Source organism: Myxosarcina sp. GI1(2024), assembly GCF_053543375.1.
Genome location: NZ_JBKGTY010000012.1, coordinates 1 through 19,249 on the forward strand (window position 1 = coordinate 1; position 19,249 = coordinate 19,249).

General features: G+C 39.7%; 20 protein-coding genes and 5 pseudogenes. 13 read left to right on the forward strand and 12 right to left on the reverse strand.

All coding sequences use genetic code 11. The annotated features are described in order from the left end of the window. Positions 1-62: 62 nt before the first annotated feature. The gene (locus ACLFKQ_RS26865) at positions 63-494 is read right to left on the reverse strand and encodes a DUF4383 domain-containing protein (RefSeq protein WP_449002725.1); all 432 of its coding nucleotides are present in this window, start codon (positions 492-494) and stop codon (positions 63-65) included. Positions 495-1,215: 721 nt separating this feature from the next. Here ACLFKQ_RS26865 and ACLFKQ_RS26870 point away from each other — a divergent pair. The 3 genes from ACLFKQ_RS26870 (at position 1,216) to ACLFKQ_RS26880 (ending at position 3,509) form a co-directional block, all read left to right on the forward strand. After that, positions 1,216-1,605, forward strand: coding sequence for a phospholipid-binding protein (locus tag ACLFKQ_RS26870; RefSeq protein WP_449002726.1), 390 nt, complete (start codon positions 1,216-1,218; stop codon positions 1,603-1,605). Positions 1,606-1,912: 307 nt separating this feature from the next. Further along, a complete protein-coding gene (locus ACLFKQ_RS26875; RefSeq protein ID WP_449002727.1) occupies positions 1,913-3,103 on the forward strand; it encodes a CapA family protein in 1,191 nt (396 codons plus the stop codon). Positions 3,104-3,173: 70 nt separating this feature from the next. Further along, positions 3,174-3,509, forward strand: a complete 336-nt coding sequence (locus ACLFKQ_RS26880) for a hypothetical protein (RefSeq protein WP_449002728.1) — start codon at positions 3,174-3,176, stop codon at positions 3,507-3,509. A 221-nt stretch (positions 3,510-3,730) separates the two neighbouring features. Here the strand turns inward: ACLFKQ_RS26880 and ACLFKQ_RS26885 are convergent, their stop codons facing one another. Beyond that, positions 3,731-3,925, reverse strand: a complete 195-nt coding sequence (locus ACLFKQ_RS26885; RefSeq protein WP_449002729.1) for a hypothetical protein — start codon at positions 3,923-3,925, stop codon at positions 3,731-3,733. A gap of 112 nt (positions 3,926-4,037) precedes the next feature. Between ACLFKQ_RS26885 and ACLFKQ_RS26890 the strand changes: the two genes are divergently transcribed. Further along, a complete protein-coding gene (locus ACLFKQ_RS26890) occupies positions 4,038-4,229 on the forward strand; it encodes a hypothetical protein (RefSeq protein WP_449002730.1) in 192 nt (63 codons plus the stop codon). A 101-nt stretch (positions 4,230-4,330) separates the two neighbouring features. Here ACLFKQ_RS26890 and ACLFKQ_RS26895 read toward each other — a convergent pair. Both ACLFKQ_RS26895 and ACLFKQ_RS26900 read right to left on the reverse strand, forming a co-directional pair. Then, positions 4,331-4,579, reverse strand: a pseudogene (locus tag ACLFKQ_RS26895) (IS1 family transposase); the annotation flags it as partial. Between the two features lie 181 nt (positions 4,580-4,760). Further along, positions 4,761-5,294: pseudogene (locus ACLFKQ_RS26900) on the reverse strand (IS1/IS1595 family N-terminal zinc-binding domain-containing protein); the annotation flags it as partial. Between the two features lie 236 nt (positions 5,295-5,530). On the opposite strand from ACLFKQ_RS26900, the gene ACLFKQ_RS26905 reads away from it, so the two are divergent. The 4 genes from ACLFKQ_RS26905 to ACLFKQ_RS26920 all read left to right on the forward strand — a co-directional run bounded on the left by ACLFKQ_RS26905 (position 5,531) and on the right by ACLFKQ_RS26920 (position 8,659). Beyond that, positions 5,531-6,874: an IS701 family transposase gene (locus ACLFKQ_RS26905; protein ID WP_449000580.1), complete on the forward strand. Its 1,344-nt coding sequence runs from the start codon at positions 5,531-5,533 to the stop codon at positions 6,872-6,874. A 95-nt stretch (positions 6,875-6,969) separates the two neighbouring features. Continuing rightward, entirely contained in the window at positions 6,970-7,548 is a 579-nt protein-coding gene (locus ACLFKQ_RS26910; protein ID WP_449002731.1) for a Uma2 family endonuclease, read from the forward strand. Between the two features lie 141 nt (positions 7,549-7,689). Beyond that, a complete protein-coding gene (locus ACLFKQ_RS26915) occupies positions 7,690-8,037 on the forward strand; it encodes a hypothetical protein (RefSeq protein ID WP_449002732.1) in 348 nt (115 codons plus the stop codon). 25 nt (positions 8,038-8,062) lie between these two features. Beyond that, the gene (locus ACLFKQ_RS26920) at positions 8,063-8,659 is read left to right on the forward strand and encodes a hypothetical protein (protein ID WP_449002733.1); all 597 of its coding nucleotides are present in this window, start codon (positions 8,063-8,065) and stop codon (positions 8,657-8,659) included. A gap of 17 nt (positions 8,660-8,676) precedes the next feature. Here ACLFKQ_RS26920 and ACLFKQ_RS26925 read toward each other — a convergent pair whose 3' ends face one another. Then, entirely contained in the window at positions 8,677-8,919 is a 243-nt protein-coding gene (locus ACLFKQ_RS26925; RefSeq protein WP_449002734.1) for a WGR domain-containing protein, read from the reverse strand. Positions 8,920-9,026: 107 nt separating this feature from the next. On the opposite strand from ACLFKQ_RS26925, the gene ACLFKQ_RS26930 reads away from it, so the two are divergent. Further along, the gene (locus ACLFKQ_RS26930; protein ID WP_449002735.1) at positions 9,027-9,959 is read left to right on the forward strand and encodes an IS1634 family transposase; all 933 of its coding nucleotides are present in this window, start codon (positions 9,027-9,029) and stop codon (positions 9,957-9,959) included. On the opposite strand, the gene ACLFKQ_RS26935 is transcribed toward ACLFKQ_RS26930, so the two are convergent. Continuing rightward, complete coding sequence (locus ACLFKQ_RS26935) at positions 9,929-11,272, reverse strand: IS701 family transposase (protein ID WP_449000580.1); 1,344 nt, start codon at positions 11,270-11,272, stop codon at positions 9,929-9,931. The two genes, ACLFKQ_RS26930 and ACLFKQ_RS26935, sit on opposite strands and share 31 nt — an antisense overlap. Before the next feature lie 370 nt (positions 11,273-11,642). After that, positions 11,643-12,926 (reverse strand): annotated as a pseudogene (locus ACLFKQ_RS26940) (ISNCY family transposase); the annotation flags it as partial. 1 nt (position 12,927) lies between these two features. Here ACLFKQ_RS26940 and ACLFKQ_RS26945 point away from each other — a divergent pair. Further along, positions 12,928-13,524, forward strand: coding sequence for a hypothetical protein (locus ACLFKQ_RS26945; protein ID WP_449002736.1), 597 nt, complete (start codon positions 12,928-12,930; stop codon positions 13,522-13,524). Positions 13,525-13,608: 84 nt separating this feature from the next. Here the strand turns inward: ACLFKQ_RS26945 and ACLFKQ_RS26950 are convergent, their stop codons facing one another. The 3 genes and pseudogenes from ACLFKQ_RS26950 to tnpC all read right to left on the reverse strand — a co-directional run bounded on the left by ACLFKQ_RS26950 (position 13,609) and on the right by tnpC (position 15,814). Next, a complete protein-coding gene (locus tag ACLFKQ_RS26950; RefSeq protein ID WP_449002737.1) occupies positions 13,609-13,941 on the reverse strand; it encodes a type II toxin-antitoxin system PemK/MazF family toxin in 333 nt (110 codons plus the stop codon). Beyond that, positions 13,935-14,177, reverse strand: coding sequence for an AbrB/MazE/SpoVT family DNA-binding domain-containing protein (locus ACLFKQ_RS26955; protein WP_449002738.1), 243 nt, complete (start codon positions 14,175-14,177; stop codon positions 13,935-13,937). The genes ACLFKQ_RS26950 and ACLFKQ_RS26955 overlap by 7 nt, the downstream gene beginning before the upstream one ends. Positions 14,178-14,355: 178 nt before the next feature. Then, positions 14,356-15,814, reverse strand: a pseudogene (gene tnpC, locus ACLFKQ_RS26960) (IS66 family transposase). Between the two features lie 310 nt (positions 15,815-16,124). On the opposite strand from tnpC, the gene ACLFKQ_RS26965 reads away from it, so the two are divergent. Continuing rightward, positions 16,125-16,454 carry a nucleotidyltransferase family protein gene (locus ACLFKQ_RS26965; protein ID WP_449002739.1) on the forward strand — a complete coding sequence of 110 codons (330 nt, stop codon included), beginning with the start codon at positions 16,125-16,127 and terminating at the stop codon, positions 16,452-16,454. Then, positions 16,438-17,079 (forward strand): HepT-like ribonuclease domain-containing protein, encoded by a 642-nt coding sequence (locus ACLFKQ_RS26970; protein ID WP_449002740.1) that lies wholly within the window; start codon positions 16,438-16,440, stop codon positions 17,077-17,079. Before ACLFKQ_RS26965 ends, ACLFKQ_RS26970 begins: the two co-directional genes overlap by 17 nt. 43 nt (positions 17,080-17,122) lie before the next feature. Here ACLFKQ_RS26970 and ACLFKQ_RS26975 read toward each other — a convergent pair whose 3' ends face one another. Further along, positions 17,123-17,494: a hypothetical protein gene (locus ACLFKQ_RS26975; RefSeq protein WP_449002741.1), complete on the reverse strand. Its 372-nt coding sequence runs from the start codon at positions 17,492-17,494 to the stop codon at positions 17,123-17,125. Positions 17,495-17,517: 23 nt separating this feature from the next. Here ACLFKQ_RS26975 and ACLFKQ_RS26980 point away from each other — a divergent pair. Beyond that, positions 17,518-18,470 (forward strand): annotated as a pseudogene (locus ACLFKQ_RS26980) (transposase). Between the two features lie 144 nt (positions 18,471-18,614). Here the strand turns inward: ACLFKQ_RS26980 and hpsU are convergent. Further along, entirely contained in the window at positions 18,615-19,220 is a 606-nt protein-coding gene (gene hpsU, locus ACLFKQ_RS26985) for a hormogonium polysaccharide biosynthesis acetyltransferase HpsU (protein ID WP_449002742.1), read from the reverse strand. Between the last annotated feature and the right edge of the window lie 29 nt (positions 19,221-19,249).

Genomic DNA, 19,249 nt, shown 5'->3' on the forward strand with positions numbered 1-19,249 from the left:
CAACCGCCTCCTTCTCAATCGCAGCGCTGGATTTTACATCCAGCGACCGATTGAGCTTGTTGTCAAGCTGCTGTGTTCATACCAATATCTTCTACTTTGCGTGTCCTAAACCAACCAAAATAAGCCGCGATCGCTGCTATTAGAGCATGAAGCCAGATATTGTGACTGAACAGAGGTACTAAACCAAAGAGCATTTTAGTTACTGGAATCAAACCCAAAACAGCTAATAATCCCAAGCCAATTGCCATACTACGAGCAAATAATCGCGCGTTTGACTGGCTGAGATAGACAATAATGCCCCATACACCGATTGCTAAATGGATCGAGTTGTGTACGAGGTTGACTGGGAATAAACCTAACAGATAACCATATCCCAGTCCGATTTTAAGAACTGGTGCGCTGGCAGGTAATGTAAGTAAACCAGGGATAAATCCTAGAATACCTAAAATTAAAAAGAGAATGCCAACTACCAAGGCAAAATAACGTAATTTCATAACGAATACCTCCACCCTCTTAGAGAGTAAGAAGAATCAACACTACTAAATTCTGCTAGCCGAGCAATCTTTGCTAGCTTAATTCTTAATTTAGAATAATAATTTGAGGAATTTGTGAAGAATGAAGTTTCAAATAGTTGCAACGAGCGCTACAACCATTATTTTTTAAAAGCACGACAGATGAACTAGAGGTGAAATTATTAATATTTTGCCATTAGAAGACTAATTATAAAATCGAGTAGCCTAATATCAATTTTATTTTGCTATGCTACTTTTTAAACAATTGTATTAACTGAGCGTAGAAGTCAAATAGCCGAGATAAAATAGTAATTGGAGAAAAATTAATTTGTTGGTAGCAACCAAATATTTATTTAACCGATTTGTCTTTTAGCAAGAAATGCACCTCATAAAGACTATTGGTTTTAAAAAACTTGCTGTTACATAAGGTTGTTGTCTAAGCAATAAATCGTATCCTCCATAAGCATATGAACCACAAAAGCTACATTTAAGCTACTTGATAGATCGATTTTTGTCGGTGCATTTTTTTCGACCTACCCTCGAAGTTGTAATTGGTAGAGATACGCCTAACTAGATTGGTTCTGGTTAGTTCGATCGCTCGATTGTCTATTTAAGTTACTCAATTTTTTTCTCTGCGATCGCTGAAAAGCTGCTGAAGTTCTTTAAAAAATCTCTGTTCTTATTGTGAGTGAGAACGACGGTCATGAAAATAAAATTTAATTCTGGGAAGATTCTACCCATATTTTTTATTATTACTTTGGCGATAACATTTAGTGCTTGTAAAGATCCAAGAGATCGAAGCGCACTCTTAGTCAAAAATTCTAGTTCCTCTATTCCTATAGAACGAACTGGATTAGATGGAGAATACGATCCCAATGGCTTAGCCAAAAGAGTCGCCAAGGCATTTGAAAAAGACTTTATTTTAAAGGGGATATCTACTGTTTACGTCGCACAAAACAACAGTAAAATTATTTTAAAAGGTAAAGTATCGAATGAAACTTTTTATAACAGATTAGTAACTGTCGCTCGAAATGTTCGAGGTGTTAGTGAAGTCGATATTAGCCAAGTAGAAATTCGTACGCTGCCCTGGTAAAAGCTTGTTAATTAAAACTATTAGCATAATTCTTCATCAAACAGAAAGTGGCGAATCATGAGAAACTCATGATGCAATCGGTACCTGTAATCAATAAATCGGTGAAAAGCGAGCGCCCTATATTTCTCGTGGGCCAACGAACGAGGTCAATCGCAAGTTCCTCATTTTTTTCGACCAAATTAGGAAGTAAGCAGTAGGATAGATTCCTCTACAGAAATTGGGAGTGCCATAACCTAAACCTTTGATAACGCTCATTGTGGTTTCCTATGCCTGTTGAGAGCGGCAGTTTCTCAACCTACTCAAAATCATGGAAAAGACTCAATTTCAAGCTAAAAATCGAACACCCACAGCAGATAATTCGATCGTCATCTTTCTTGGTGGTGATGTGATGACAGGAAGGGGAATCGACCAAATTTTACCTCATCCCGGCGATCCCTTTATCCCTGAAGTTTATCTGAATGATGCTAGGAAATATGTCGAACTTGCCGAGGGAGCTAACGGTTCGATTCCTACCCCAGTAAGCTTTAGTTACATTTGGGGAGATGCTCTAGAGGAATGGAAGCGAGTAGCACCAGATATCAAGCTAATCAATTTAGAAACTAGTATCACCCTTAGTAACAATTACTGGAGAGGTAAAGGGATTAACTATCGCATGAATCCTGAAAATATTGATTGTCTTACAGTAGCTAACATTGATTGTTGTTCCCTGGCAAATAATCACGTTCTCGATTGGGGATATTCGGGTTTAGTAGAAACCATAGGCACCTTGAAAAAGGCAGAGATTAAAATCGCTGGTGCCGGACAAAATCGGCAATTGGCTGAAACTCCTGCAATTATGGAAGTGGAAGGTAAAGGTAGAGCGATCGCCTTTGGTTATGGCGTAGCCACTAGCGGTATTCCTCTAAGTTGGGCGGCTGATAAAAACAAGCCTGGAATTAATCTCTTGCCAGACTTATCCGAGCAAACGGTTTGCTCTATCCAGAAGCAAGTTCGGCAAGTTAAACGAAGGGGTGATGTGGTAATTGCTTCTATTCATTGGGGAAGCAATTGGGGTTATCAAATTTCCGCTCGACAAATTGAATTTGCCCATCAGCTCATCGATCTTGCTGGAGTCGATCTAATCCACGGACATTCTGCCCACCATGTTAAAGGGATAGAAATTTATCGCGATCGCCTAATTATTTACGGTTGTGGCGATTTGCTCGATGATTATGAAGGAATCAGCGGTTATGAAGCATTTCGAGACGATCTAAGCTTAATGTATTTTGCTACCCTCGACTGTTTTACGGGGAAACTGGTAAATCTGCAAATGTTACCAACTCAAATTAAACGCTTGAGAATACAACGAGCCTCAACTAAAGATCTTCTCTGGTTGAGAGAAATTTTAAATCGAGAAGGCAAAAAATTGGGCACTCAAGTAAAATGGGACGGCAACAAAACTTTAATTCTAGAAAAGCTTTCCCACTTTCCATCATCAAGAGATATGTCTACAATCTAACCTGCGATTGACTACTCTTTACAATAAAGAAAAGATAGGAGTAGAAATTGCAAGGTGAAAGGAGGTTATTATGGCATCTAAATCACCGCTCAATTGTACGAGTATTGACTTGGAACTAGAAGCGATTAGGCGTTTTCGTCACCTCGCTCCTTTTCTTAACCCAGAATGCCAAGTCTTCAGGGAACTTAACGGTCGTTTTACTGTATTATGCCTAGATTTTACCAATTGTCCTCAAGAGCTAAAAATGAACAAAAAAGAATGGCAAGAATTTGCCCAGCTATTGGTACACTCCTCTCATTATCTAGGTTTGGCCAACTCTTTGGTTTTTAAAAGCGGCGATCGCATATTGGCCTGGATGACTTTAAACCAAATACACTACTTTGGAGAGTTTTTTGGTGACAGCTAAAAGCACTGATATTGAACCATGCTATCTGTCGCTCGCAACAAGTTTACTCACGAAATAAATGCGCTGCGAAGAGCTTCAGAAAGTTGAGGGCAAGATCTTACTACATCAGTAGATTACTCAGAGAGCGCAAAACGATTCGTGAATTATCAATTGTAGAATTATGGGCAACATTCCGCATTCGGCTCTGTTTCTGTCTCAATGTCGTGATCGCAGCTTCAATTTTACTTCTGGTTGTGTTTCTCTTCGACTTTAGTAATTAAGCTTTCTGCCATTTCAATTGCAGCAACAACTAAATCTCGTTCCTGCGGTCCTCTACCTAAGTTATCACTTAACATTTGATATATATGAGGATTAGCAAGCATTCCTGAGAGGATCTCAGTAGTGATTTGTTTGACTTCAGTTTTTGATAGTTCCATTTTTTTCTTTGCCTCAACTATATTTTTTATCATAAACTCCCGAGCAATTGAATCCCTTTCACTAATTTAGGTTAAGTACTTTAGGAGAGGTAGGATGTTTCACTGAAATGTGGTGATTAAAGTATACGAACATGGCTTCAGCCGAGCTTATTTAAAACTTCAAAAATTGGGGACAGTTTACATCAGCGACTTTGAGAATGTCCTAGATGCGATCTTAGTGCTAGAAACTGTAGGTCAAAAGGCGGGACTTTCCTGCTGGACTCGTGAAGATTTACAACGCTATCCTTTGCTAAGGCTGGACTGAATTTTTTGTAATTTACAGAAGCGCGATCGCATCTTTCTATCTCGTGAATAGCTAGTTCAACACCAAAGAAGAGCGAAATGCCAGAATTATTTCTGGTAGTGCTAAAGATGTAATGAAGCATTATAGTAATACACAAAGTGCCAGATAGCACCTAGATGATTCTCTAATGATTTGGAAAATGATAGGGTTTTTCCCACTAATCGAGATACTCTTTGTCTAAGAGTATTGTTAAACCGTTCAATATAACTTGTTCTTCCTGTTTCTTTTCCCACTGCTTGATGGGGTTGTTGAGGAAATACCGTCTCATAAACTGTCCAAAAATCAGTGTAGGCAACCGCACATTGACCATAGCGGGACTTTGACAATTTTTACCTATCAAAAAGGGGTGAAAGCCTCACCAGACGGCGATTTTACCTCGACGAGGTAAAATCGCCTGAAACCCAGATATATTAAGAATTTAGCTGTTTTGAGGTTAAATAATTGATATATCAGGCTTTCACCCCTTTTTGAACCCAGTTTTTTGTCAAAGTCCCGATAGACAGGAGGTAGCGAATTCCACAGTTCTGGCGCTGCTTGTTCGCTGCGATTGCGCTCCGCGCAGTGGCAAAGCCAATCGCCAATTGTTACCCCAACGATTTCACGAGTTTTGGAATCCAAAGCTAACCAGACCCATTGTTTATTTCCTTGATGGTCTACAAATGACACGGGGCTTTCAAGGTGCGGAACCTGTGTCCGCACACAGCCCCTCCACATTGCATCACACTGCTTCGTCAATTTCCCCTTTTTTTGGGTGTGACTTTTATTTCTCTGGGAACTAGAGCATATTTATTTATGGTTAACATAGGTTTGAAGCCACTTTTCTGACACTTCAACTGCTCGTGCAATACCTGCCAAAGAAATTCTTTCTAATCAGAGCCTGTCAATCAACTCCCGTTTCTCTTGATTAACGACGATTTTTTGCGGTTTCTCTACAAATTGACGATGACATTGATTACATCTAAACCTTTGTTTTCCGTTGTGAATCCGACCATTTTTGACAATTTTCTCAGAATGGCAGCTTGGACAAGTAGGCTTTGCTCTCGAGTTATTTAAGCTCGACGTTTATTTTAGATCGTTACTTCTACAGGACTACCCGGATATTTTCATTTTATGAGTTAATTATTTTCAACTTATGTGTTAATAACTATGCTCAAAGTATTGAAAACTCCTAGAGATATTTTTAACTTATCCCTCTTATGTCACTCTCCGAGTAGTAAAATAAAGGACTAGAAAAACAAAATTGCTAGAGAGTACATAGTGCAATGGATGTAGAGTTACAAATTCTCAAACATTTAGCCAGAGATGCACGACCGACAGTATCGGTGATTGACGAATATTGTAGCAGCTACAAAGACTTATTCCCTGAAGTAAGAAGTTACGAGTGTTTTAAGTACTTACATTTAGGAATTGTCTCACCAATTAAGAGAAAATCACTCCCAGAAATAGCGAAAATAGTAGGTATTAATTCAGCGCAATCACTACATCATTTTTTAGCTAAGTCCCCTTGGTCAATAATTGAGATTCGAAAACGAAGATTATCAAAAACACTTTCGGCATTATCAGGGAAGAAAATAACAGTAGTCATTGATGAAACAGGAGATAGAAAGAAAGGAAAAAAAACCGACTACGTAGCGCGGCAATACTTAGGAAGTATTGGCAAGATAGACCAGGGGATAGTTACAGTAAATAGCTATGGGATATACGACAATATTACTTTTCCTTTAATGTTGAAAGTTTTTAAACCGAAAGGAACATTAAAACCAGGGGATAAATATCAAACCAAGATTGAATTAGCTGCCGAAATAATCGAAGAACTAATAGATTTTGAGTTTGAGATTGAATTAGTATTAGCAGACAGTTTGTATGGAGAAAGCAGTTATTTCATACAGACATTAGACAAACCTAAATTGCCTTGGGTCTTAGCAATTAGGAATAATCACGGGGTTTGGATGCCTCATAATCAAAAAGTTAGAGCTAATAAATGGTGTGAATTTGAAAGAATTTTTAGTAATCAAAATTCAGAAATCAGATATGTTAGAGAAATTGTTTTTGGTCGCAGATGTTGGAGAACCTACTGGGAATTAACTACTAACCCCGAAACCATGCCAGAGAATTCTACATCCTTTGTTATGACTAATCTTACTGACAAAAGAAGTCAAATTAAGCAACGTCTTGGTAATCTTTATGGATTGAGAACCTGGGTTGAATATGGATTTCGACAGTGCAAACAAGAGTTAGGTTGGACAGATTACCGTTTCACTAAATTCGAACAAATTGAAAGGTGGTGGGAAATTATTTTCTCAGCTTACTGGATGATTAGCTCTCAAACAAAAGTGCTTTGTAGTCTCAATTATTCAGCAACTCACTCGAATTTTTCTGATGGTAAAGATGAGTTTGAGGCAAATTTTACTCGTCATCAACAGTGGTCTAATCAAGGTGGATGGAAAACTACTTTAAATAACCTTCGTTTAATTATTCAACCAATTACTTTACTCTGGTTAATTGTTCCCTGGTTAGACATTTTTCCCAATCGTCAGTTATTGTTGGGTTTTCATCAACTAATTGCCTTGATGAATCAATTTTCACCATACTTTCTCAGTAGATAAACTACGTTTCTACTATTTTTTATTTTCGGAGAATGACAGAAGAGGGTTATACTATAACTAACAATTTGTCGGTTAACGCATAAGTTGGAAAAACCATGACAGCAATAAATTTGGCTACTTTTACCGACCGAATCAGCGATACCCAACTCGAACAGCTTTGTGCGGATAATCCAGAAGCGAGATTCGAGACTACTCCAGAAGGAAAACTGATAATTATGTCGCCAACGGGCAGTGAAAGTGGAAGAAAAAATACCAGATTGGTATTTCAAGTAGAACTTTGGAACGTCAAAAACAACTTAGGAGTCACTTTTGATTCTTCTACAGGTTTTAAACTATCTAATGGGGCTACTCGTTCTCCTGACCTAAGCTGGATTGAATCTAGTCGCTGGCAAGCCATACCTAAAGCCCAGCAGCGTAAATTTGCTCCCATCGACCCCGATTTTGTCATCGAGTTAATGTCCCCTACCGATGATTTGGATGAGCTACGCAATAAAATGAACGAGTATATTAATTGCGGAGTAAAGTTGGGTTGGTTGATTTGTCCCGATGAGAAGCAGGTAGAAATATATCGTCAGGGAGAGAAAAAGGAAGTTTTAGATAATCCTAGTAGTTTGTCTGGGGAAGATATTTTACCAGGATTGACAGTAGATTTGACAGATATTTTTGCTGATTGATTAAATTGTGGGAAGAAAAGCCGCTCCTAAATGTTCGTACTGCGCCAGGAACTATGTCACGGAAGAAGAGGCACGAGCCAAGCATCCAGAATGTAATGTTATGTTGCTAAAAATCGTCTTTGCTATCACAAACGCTATCGGTTGCGAAATAGCAGCAAGGTAAACGCCAAACGTCGCTCATACACTGCTAGAGCCAAAGGTATTGAAACAGTAGAGCCAGTCTTACCCGAAGCCTATCGTACAGAATTAGAAATATATGGCAAAGAAAATCAGTTCGTTCATGCGATCGCACTTAAAATCTACCAGGGCAACAAGCTATCCCATCAAATGCTACCCCAGCACGTCGGCGGATTGAGACAACCTGAATTAGAAGAATATATCCAAAAACTACTGGCTTATCTGGAAACCGAGTACGGGATCGATTGCTTTGGACTGATTTATTGGCTCAATCCTATTGATTGTCCCGAATGCAAAACCAATGTTATGTAGCAACGAGAATTTGAATTGAAGTATTGTGAACTACTCATTTGGCAGTATCATTCAACAAGTTAACCAAATCGATCGAGCTGGGTTGAGAGATGAAATCAAACTACGGCGAGCGGGTGAGTTGTTTTACCAGGGTAGTCTGAGTATTCTGGCACGAGTAGAGGCAGCTTTAGAAGATTCTCGACAACCAAAAATAGATCTAACCGACACCGAAATAGATAGTAGCTTTAGTCTATTTTTAGCTTCTTTGACACAACAAAGCATTAACACTAATTTCCTAAAGAAATATCTCCAACCCCCAGTCAGAGCAGAATACCAACGCGAATCGTCGGTCGCAATTCAAGCTCTAACATCTGGCGAAGCAATAGAAAAATATAGTAAGGAGCGAATAAGTTCGGAAGTTAGTTCCCTGGCTTATGATGAAAATATCAATGCTTGGATAAACAAAGTATTAGGATGTCTGAGAAGTAATCCTCAAGTTAACACCTTGGCTCAGATTGTCAGAGCGACCAATTTATCCGTAGCTCAAGTTTTCATTTCTTTACTATTTGGCGAATTTGAACTCAATCGGACAGGAGACTTTTATGACGGATTTGAGATTTGCGTGAAATCCAAACCTCAATAGATATTCTTAGTTTGTGCTTATACAAGCTCGTATCCTCGCAAAAGACGGCGTTTTTCAGCTTTATTGTAAAGTTCTACTCCTGCTTCATAGTCAGAACAAACAGTGGAGACCGAGCGACCAAAATCTCTCTTCGCTGCCGAACCCCAGGTCTTTTTGAGTAGCCAGTTTCCCCACAAGTCCTGGCAAACCTCAATGATGTAATAGCGTGTGTCTTTTTGCCAAGAAGAATATAGATACTTTTCCAATTGATAACTCAACACGGTATTTCTTTTGGAAATCTAACTTATATCTCATCATTCGCGTAATAGAGACTAAGAAAAGATACCTAGAATTAAGCTAGATGTGCCAAACGTGATAAATCTGGATAATGAGTAATAACAATTCTTGCCAGATTACCTCCGAGCGCATCGATGATGTAGTGCTTCTGCTTAACGTCATGAAAGAAATGGGATTGCCAAAAATTATTAATCAGCATCTACCTCGTCATTGGAAAGAAAAAGGACTGGATTGGGGATGGGTAACAACCATTTGGCTATCGTATATTCTTTCTCAGGGAGACCATCGAAAAGTGAAGGTAAGGGAGTGGGTGAACCAAAGAAGTTATACTCTAGAAACAGTGTGTGATGTGTCACTAAGGGAAACTGACTTCACCGATGACCGCCTGAGTATCCTCCTGAGAAGATTGAGTCCAACTTATACCTGGTCAGAAATAGAAACAAACCTGAACCGAGACACTATCTCTGTATATCAATTACCTGTCAGCCAAGTCAGAATAGATGCTACAACTAATAGTGGTTATCATCTGGTCACTGAAGAGGGAATATTTCAATTCGGTCACAGCAAAGATAATCCCAACCTGCCACAGATTAAAACCATGATGGCAAGCCTCGAGCCTTTGGGGATGCCATTAGTGACCAAGGTAGTGTCAGGAGAGAAAGCGGATGATGGACTCTATGTGCCAGCATTGAAGCAAATTTTCTCAACTCTGAATAACCCAGGATTAGTCTGTGTGGGAGATTGTAAGATGAGTGCTCTCAACACTCGTGGTTTGATTCATGCAGAAAATCATTACTATCTAACTCCCTTGTCAAAAGTGGGTCAAGTTCCTCAATTTTTCTCAGAATGGATCGAGCTGGCTTTGAGTGGGCAACTCCAGAGTGTCAAAATTGTGCGATATTGCGATGATGGTCAGGAACAATTACTGGGGACTGGATATGAATTAGCCCTCTTCTGTCACTCTCCGAAAATAAAAAATAGTAGAAACGTAGTTTATCTACTGAGAAAGTATGGTGAAAATTGATTCATCAAGGCAATTAGTTGATGAAAACCCAACAATAACTGACGATTGGGAAAAATGTCTAACCAGGGAACAATTAACCAGAGTAAAGTAATTGGTTGAATAATTAAACGAAGGTTATTTAAAGTAGTTTTCCATCCACCTTGATTAGACCACTGTTGATGACGAGTAAAATTTGCCTCAAACTCATCTTTACCATCAGAAAAATTCGAGTGAGTTGCTGAATAATTGAGACTACAAAGCACTTTTGTTTGAGAGCTAATCATCCAGTAAGCTGAGAAAATAATTTCCCACCACCTTTCAATTTGTTCGAATTTAGTGAAACGGTAATCTGTCCAACCTAACTCTTGTTTGCACTGTCGAAATCCATATTCAACCCAGGTTCTCAATCCATAAAGATTACCAAGACGTTGCTTAATTTGACTTCTTTTGTCAGTAAGATTAGTCATAACAAAGGATGTAGAATTCTCTGGCATGGTTTCGGGGTTAGTAGTTAATTCCCAGTAGGTTCTCCAACATCTGCGACCAAAAACAATTTCTCTAACATATCTGATTTCTGAATTTTGATTACTAAAAATTCTTTCAAATTCACACCATTTATTAGCTCTAACTTTTTGATTATGAGGCATCCAAACCCCGTGATTATTCCTAATTGCTAAGACCCAAGGCAATTTAGGTTTGTCTAATGTCTGTATGAAATAACTGCTTTCTCCATACAAACTGTCTGCTAATACTAATTCAATCTCAAACTCAAAATCTATTAGTTCTTCGATTATTTCGGCAGCTAATTCAATCTTGGTTTGATATTTATCCCCTGGTTTTAATGTTCCTTTCGGTTTAAAAACTTTCAACATTAAAGGAAAAGTAATATTGTCGTATATCCCATAGCTATTTACTGTAACTATCCCCTGGTCTATCTTGCCAATACTTCCTAAGTATTGCCGCGCTACGTAGTCGGTTTTTTTTCCTTTCTTTCTATCTCCTGTTTCATCAATGACTACTGTTATTTTCTTCCCTGATAATGCCGAAAGTGTTTTTGATAATCTTCGTTTTCGAATCTCAATTATTGACCAAGGGGACTTAGCTAAAAAATGATGTAGTGATTGCGCTGAATTAATACCTACTATTTTCGCTATTTCTGGGAGTGATTTTCTCTTAATTGGTGAGACAATTCCTAAATGTAAGTACTTAAAACACTCGTAACTTCTTACTTCAGGGAATAAGTCTTTGTAGCTGCTACAATATTCGTCAATCACCGATACTGTCGGTCGTGCATCTCTGGCTAAATGTTTGAGAATTTGTAACTCTACATCCATTGCACTATGTACTCTCTAGCAATTTTGTTTTTCTAGTCCTTTATTTTACTACTCGGAGAGTGACATAAGAGGGTTAGAGCGTGAGCCAGAGACCACCATCAATGGATTAACCAGCAATTCTCATTTTGAAACCTGAACGAAAGAAAATACAGAATGAAAAATGAGAAACAGGAACTTGTGCGCGAAAAATTTTTGCGCACAAAGCGAAGAGTTAATTAATTGTGAGCCAAAGTAAGCTTAGAAGCAGCCATCATTTCCGAGGAAGTTCATTTTGAGCCATGAAAAAGCCGAGTAATACTTGGAACGACTACCTATTACTCTGTAGAGCTATAAAGGGCGCGAATTGGTTCTGGTTCAACAGTCGCGAAATTTAGCTAGAATTAACCCTGTCAGTTGCTTTTCCCTCCCTCAGCATAAACTCCCACAAAGTCTGCCAACTCTCAAACCATAAATATCTGGTTAGTGCCCGAACATCATTGAAGAAAGTTTGGCGAGTAACTAACATCGAGCGAACGGCACGATAAGTGATGTGGACTAAATCCCAACTGGTGTGGAAGAGATAAGCTAACCAATTAAGGCAGAATAGAAGTTCCGCCTGGTGGTTTTCACCGTGACCCAAGTTGTGTTCGAGATGATAGCCTTTAGTTTTGAGAATATTATTCCCTTCATTTTCGAGCTTCGAGCGCGCACGAGCAGCAGTGACAATCTCGATCGCATTCTGTCGCTCGATTTCATGGCAAGTAGCAAAGGCATTGTAATACAAGGTTTTCTCGTCGCTGGTATCTGTAACCGTTACCTCACACCAGTTTACGTCCAGGGCTGGTTGGGTAGCTCTGAGGGGAATTTTATTCACAAAGCGGTAGTAGTAAGACAAACATTTTCGTCCTCGAATCTCCAACTGGGTTAGAGTTTTCACCTCCCCGACTCGTTCGAGGTAATCCACCCACTCATAAAGTTCTGAATGAGATGTACGCTTACAGACAAAGATAAAATGATAACCATGAGCCAAAGCCGTTTCACAGATGGGTTGATTGCAGTAGAGGTCATCCCCAAGTAAAGTTACAGGGAGGTCTTCTGGGTCGCGGGGATGAGCAGCAATCCAACGCTTAGCGGCAGCGTTCTCCCAGTCTTGTTTATCATGACCATCTTGGGAAGTGATGAATTCTGGTTCTAAACTGATGAGCTGTGGTCGTCCTGGAGCCACCAGTACCGGAGTAACCGCAGCATGAAAATAGGTAGTACTGCCGTTTTTATGAGTCCGATGGCAACAATGACAACAGTGAATCTTCTTGGAGGAGAAATATTCAGTTCCATCAAGTGTCAGCAAAAATCCTCCACCGAAGCAACGATAGGGCGATAGGTTCCCTGTCTTGGACAAACCATTATAGACTGAGCGAAAAACGCCAAATACCGTCGAAGCTGGCACCAAATTGAGCAGGGTGCGAATCTGAGGATCACAGGGGATGTTCTCGATGCCAAACAAACTCTGGGCATTATTTTTCCCTTTCTGACTTTTCATCAAACGTTGATGGTCTAAAAAAGAAGGAGATTGCATAAAAAATACAGAAAATGCACTTAAGTGAGCTTCTTCAACCGTATATTTAGTATTATTGCTTGGTTTTCGTTCCTCGGGAAGATTATTTAACTCGGCTCGGGTGTCAGGATTATTAGACTATGATTATGACTACGAAGTCCCCACCTGCTCTCGATTAGGACGATACCAAATTACCACCGTTACCTCTAACAAGACCAAGATTCAAGAAGTTGAACCACAATTAGGCTGGCGAGCTTATGTGACCAATGCTCCTGTAAGGCGACTGTCTCTCCCCCAAGGGGTTCTGACCTACCGAGACGAATGGATAGCAGAACGCAGTTTTCATCGTCTCAAAGGTTGCCCTCTCTCTATTTCTCCTTTTTTTGTCCAACGAGATGACCAGGTTAAAGGGTTAGTGCATTTGTTGACTTTAGCAGTGCGAATCCTGACCCTAATTGAATTTGTCGTACGTCGTAACTTACAAGAGTCGGGAGAATCGCTCTTGGGACTTTATCCTGGTAATCCGAATAAGACCACACAGCGACCTACTGCGGAAAAATTACTGGCAGTTTTTAAACATCTTACTCTGACCCTTTTCCGAGTTAAGGGAGAATGGTACGGAGATGTTACTGAGCTTAATCCTTTGCAGAGCCAGATTTTGCTTGGTTTAGGGCTGTCTCCTGATATTTATTCGGGTTTGGTAGAAAACTCTACGTGAGCTATGTGAATTCAGTTTTTAAGTCCGTAAGTATCTTTTCCTATCTTTAATTACGCGAATGATGAGTTTAGTTATTCGTATTGTCTAAAAGAGAATGGGTTTGATCCTTCGCAAAACATCTTGCAGAAGCAAATTCGGACATTCACAGATAAATTTAGCTTCTCTAGCTCTGTAGTCAAGAGATCTTATTTGGTCGCACATAATGACTCCTTTGACTGCCAAATTATCTGGTATAGAAACGTAGAAAGGGGTTTTTCGTTCTGTAGTACTAACGGGACATACTAAAGCAAAGCCCATTTTCTGATTAAACTCGGTCTTGCTAACCACTAAGGCGGGGCGATGTCCTTGCTGCTCGTGTCCCGTTTGCGGATCGAAATTAAGCCAGACAAATTGACTACGTTTGGGAATATCTACCAAATCTCATCTCCTTCTGGCTTTCCCCAATCCACCTCTGGTTCTGGTGGTTCGATTACCTGCGACAAAAGCTCGTCTAACGATAGTTCCTCTAATTCTTCAATCGGTTCGAGGATGATCCTACCGTTGTCTTCTGTAATAGATAGACGATCGTTAACCTTTAAGCCTAAAGATTGTGAAATATGTTTTGGTAGTCGCACGGTAAGAGAATTACCCCACTGCCCAATTTGGCTGTTCATGAATATCTTACAACTAGATTGTTTAGCATAATATGATATACATAGTATATCATTTACCCCAAGCTAACCAGAAAGTTTTAACAACTTGATGTAGAAATAAAACTAAAACCAGAATCTTCTACCCAGTCTTCAGACATCAAGCGCTCGCCGTCTAAGAGAAAAGGTTTTAGGTAAGGATTCAGGTGCAAGCATGAGGAATAAGAGAAGGATAAGAACAATGTCCAACTGTAGCTTGTAAAGTCTGTTGAAAAAAAGTAATCACCGAACGTCCTTGCAAACGACAAGATTGAATTGCACTCAGCAGGTTGGCTGTATGTTGAAACCGTTCGATGGAACGAGAGCCACCACAAACTTTCCGCTTGGTTACAGCAGTTCTCAAACATCGTTCAGCTAGATTATTGTCGGGGGGTATCTGAGGATGTGTCAGAAAATACCACCATTGCTCCGCCTTATCACGCAGCGAACGTAGCAGTTTTCCAGCTTCATGACCAGCATTCTTGAGCCAAGTCTTAATTGCGCTAGTCACTCGCCTTCGGAAATCCTCTGCCCAATCTCGATAGTGGCTTTCCTGATGGGTCTGTCGCCAAACCCGATGTTGCTTAAATGCCTCATCAATTAGAGACAGAAAGGTGGTAGCAATTTCTTGGTTATCTACCCCTTTAGTCTTTAACAGTTTTTGAAAATGACGACGTAGATGAGCCAAACACTTTTGTTGTCCTGCTACTGAATAGCCGTTGTAGACACTAAAATCGTCGCTAATCAAAACTCCATCATAGAATACTCCTAATACAGCTTCCAATTCTCTGCGTTTTCTAGTATCGCCGGCATGAAACAGGCAGAACTCTGACCCAGCTAAAACCCAGAGCCATTCTTTGACTCCTTTAACTGAGCAGGGGGTTTCGTCACAATGTAGAGGAGGATGCTCTGAATTAATCGACTTTTTCAACCCTTCAACACTGTTGATACTCGCTTGTTGTACTCGTTCGTTCATTGGTGGCAACTAAAGTTCCCCTACTAATTTCTATTGCTCCCAGTTCCCACAACAGTTCTTGCTGTTTAGCATAGGACATATGAGCATAGTTTCCCAGCCAGGAAAGTAACCCCTGTAGTCTGACTCCCAAGTCTTGACCTGGAATCATTGTGGGAGACCGTCGAGCTGCCTCTATTGCTCCACACTTGCCGCATTGACAGTGATGACGTTGGTACTCTACGACTTGTATCGGTTTTGCCACCAACTGGGCTACCTGTTGAGTATCTACTCGTACCCCCTTAGTCTTCCATTGTTGATTTCCACAGTTGGAGCAGATGGTCGGTTTCAATACTTCGTAGCGGTCTACACGCCCAAATCCTTTTCTCGTCTTCCCTTGATGTCCTGGTTGTCCTCCTGGTTTTCTTTTTGTCTCTTTTTTGGCTTCTTCCAACCCTACTTCTGGTTTTCTCTCGCTTTTTTTCAGCAAGTCAGTTGAAGGGGGTTTCGATGAGGTTTGGCTGTCGAGGTTGAGGCTCTGTTCCAGTTGTTCTATTCTTTTTTCTAGCTTCTCAATCAGCTTTTGTTGGGTAGTCACGATTTCTGCCAGTTTCTCATTGGACAACTGGCGCAGTTCTTCGGCTTTGAAGGGGTGATTAGCTTCGCTCATTATTGGCTACTTTAATCTCTTTTTCCTTTTTGTCAACCCTGATACCTGAATCCTTACGGTTTTAGCATACTTTAAACCCTTGCCGAACGTTTACGCTTGTGTCAAACGAAAGTAAATCTCACTGATTTAAAACAGTAGATAAATCTTGAAAGAAATTATTATTGGTTGAGGCTGTTATGCTAGAGATATTACTAGGTATGTTTGCTGGCATCAATGTACCCAATGGTATTGGTTGTAGCTACTATAATTTCCTTAACGATAAATTAAGACTGCGCCGACCGAACATAAATTTTGGCAGTCCTCATTTAATATGACTTATCTAAAGCGATTATTTGCCGTAAAAATTCCTTACGAAGAGATAGCCAAATTCTGTCAACGCTGGAGAGTCAAGCAATTTTATCTGTTTGGCTCTGTATTGCGAAATGATTTTACCGACCAAAGTGATATCGATGTAATGGTAGAGTTCTTTCCCGATGCCAATGTAGGTTGGAAAATCGTGACGATGAATGACGAGCTAGAAGCAATTTTCAGACGTAAAGTCGATCTAACTACCAAAAAAGGAATTGAAGAAAGTGATAATTGGCTTCGTCGTCAAAATATTTTGAGTAGTGCTGTATCGATCTATGAGCAAAAAGAATAGAGATCTAGAATCTCTCATAGATATCTATAATGCAGGGTCAGATATTCTCGCATTTACAGATGGAATTAATAAAGAAGATTTGCAACTCGACCGAGAAAAGCGTAATGCGACACTGTATAGTATTCAAATCGTAGGAGAAGCCACAAAACGACTTTCATTAGAATTTCGTCAAGCTAACTCTCATATTCCCTGGAGGGATATCGCGGGAATGAGAGACAAAATAGTTCACGAGTATAATAAAATCGACTTAAACATAGTTTGGGAAGTAGCCACGCAAGAAATTCCCAAATTACTCGAACAGATCGAAGATTTTTTACCTCAAGAATCTTCAAGCGAACTAGTAGATTCTTACGAACTTTACTCTAAAAATTCTGATAAAAAAGGTTTGGCTAGAGCAGTTGAAATTGCTAAAAATGCTCTAGCCGATGGAGTTAAACGAGAAACGGTCGTCGAAATGCTAACTCAGAATAATTCCGCTTATCGAGATTTACTAGCTGTTGCTGGCAAGGAGACAACTGAAAAGATAATCATCCAACAAGCTGAAGTAGAGGGCGAACTAAAACCAGAATCTTCTACCCAGTCTTCAGACATCAAGCGCTCGCCGTCTAAAAGGAAAGATTCTTAGCGAGCGATTTGGCTTACTTTAAATCCCTCGCCAAAGGTAAATCTTACTGATTTAAAATTGTAGACAAATTCTGGAAGAAATTACTATCTGTCGATGCTGTTATGACATCTAGGTCATTTTGTGCTTCGCCATTTTGGGTTCCACCGCTTTCAACTGTGTTGTCCTTAGCTGCATTATTCTCAAATAAACCAGGTATGTAAATCCGTGTCATTCCCCGTCTGCTTCTCAATCTTTGCCGATTTTCTTTTTCAATTAACTGTTTAATCTGTAATTCTTGATTGCGATCGATTTCGGCTAATTGAGAGTTTTGGTCGGCTAAAAAAGTCTCCATGTTCTGTTGTCTTTGATTAGCGGTACTTAGACAATTTTGGTGGCTAAAATGAGGTAAAATGCTTTTGCTGATTAACTTTAGCATTATTATTAACAGCGTTCGCCATTATGAACGAAACAACTCCCGCAGCAATGCCACCGTGTTTTGATAGATGGTCTCAAAAATTTGATGATTTATTCAAAAACAAATCGCAGAAAAGGGAATTTAGAAACTATTTAGGGGGATTATTGGGCGAAAGCGAGAGAAAAAAAAACCGATCTCAAATCGCAACAGATGCTGTAGAACTCACATATCACCGCTTACATCACTTTTTAACCGAAGCACCTTGGTCATCAGACATGGTTAATGAGCGACGTTTACAAGTAATGAACAAGTGTCATCAGACTAGAATTTGTAGCGGTTTTAGCTTAATTGTTGATGATAGTGGTCATAGAAAAAGTGGGTGCTTGCTCCGTCCTATACGCTGAGGAAACCTCAGCGCGGGCGGTGCGCAATTTCACTGCGGGAGTAGGTCGTCAGTATATTGGAGAAATCGGGAAAACAGATAATGGCAATGTTGTTGTTACAACTCATCTGTATATGGTAACAATACAACCTTGTTGAAGGAATTAGAGAAGAGAAAGTTAAAATATATTGGAGGATTAGCCAAAAATAGAAAGGTAAAACTTCTTAATCAATTAGAGGATAGAGAAGACATAAGATTAGATGATTTAGCACGGTCGTTACCCAAAGAGGCTGTTAGTGAAGTAATTCTAAATTTAGAAAAGAAGTTTTCTATCGTGAAGCCAAAGGTTGGTTAGGGCTAAAAGAATATCAAACAAGAGGTAAAAGAAGCTTAGATAGACATTTAATCCTTGTCTTTTGTGCTTACATTTTTATCCTTTGGCACAAGCTAACTGGTGGGTTAAGAAGACGCTGGGCTAATAAAGAAATTAAGACTTTTCCTGAAGCATTAGAAGCGTTTCGTACTGCTATGTCTTTTGGTTTCGTTCGATGGCTCAACCAAAATCCTGACCTATTCACAGCTTATAAAGCGAGTTTGGGCTTGATTTTTGTTTAAGTCCCGTTAAAGTATAAAACAAAGGGAAAAGGTATATTTTTCGTTCTAACAATTATTCTATTTCCTCAAATTGTGATTGTCTCTAAAAAATCTGGCGTCGAACTGATGTCTAGATAGTTAACTGGGGTAGATACTTATCTTTTTTCATTCTTTTGTTTTTCTTGGATAACGAGCAATACAGGGAATACCCCAAGCTACCCGACCAGCAGGAATGTTACGAAATACGCTACTTCTAGCACCAATAACGCTGTTGGCACCGATAGCTACTCCCGCACCAATAAAACAATCCGTAGCAATCCAAGCTCCATTACCAATACAGATCGGTGCGGTAATTAGGTTGAAAGAAATTTTATTAAAATCGTGGCTGCCAGTGCAAAGATAAGACTTTTGAGAAATAACTGTGTGAGAGCCAATTTCAATGCGATCGACACTATACAAAACTACGTTGTCGCCGATCCAGCTATGGTCGCCAATGGTTACGTTCCAAGGATAAGTGAAACGTGCTGTCGGACGAATTATCACCCCCTTACCAATCTTTGCTCCAAACCAACGCAATAACCAACAGCGAAAGGCATTAAAATTATGCAAGCTGAGAGGAAAGACGATCGCCTGTACCAACCACCACAGAATTACATACCAACTAGGTCTGCCACGATCGCACTTAGAAGAATCGTACAGACGCAGATCGAGTACTGGTTTCTCATCTAGAATTGGAGTTGCGGTTGCTGCGTCGGTACTCTTAGTAGTCATTTAGTAGCAAACTCAAACATTTAAGTGTG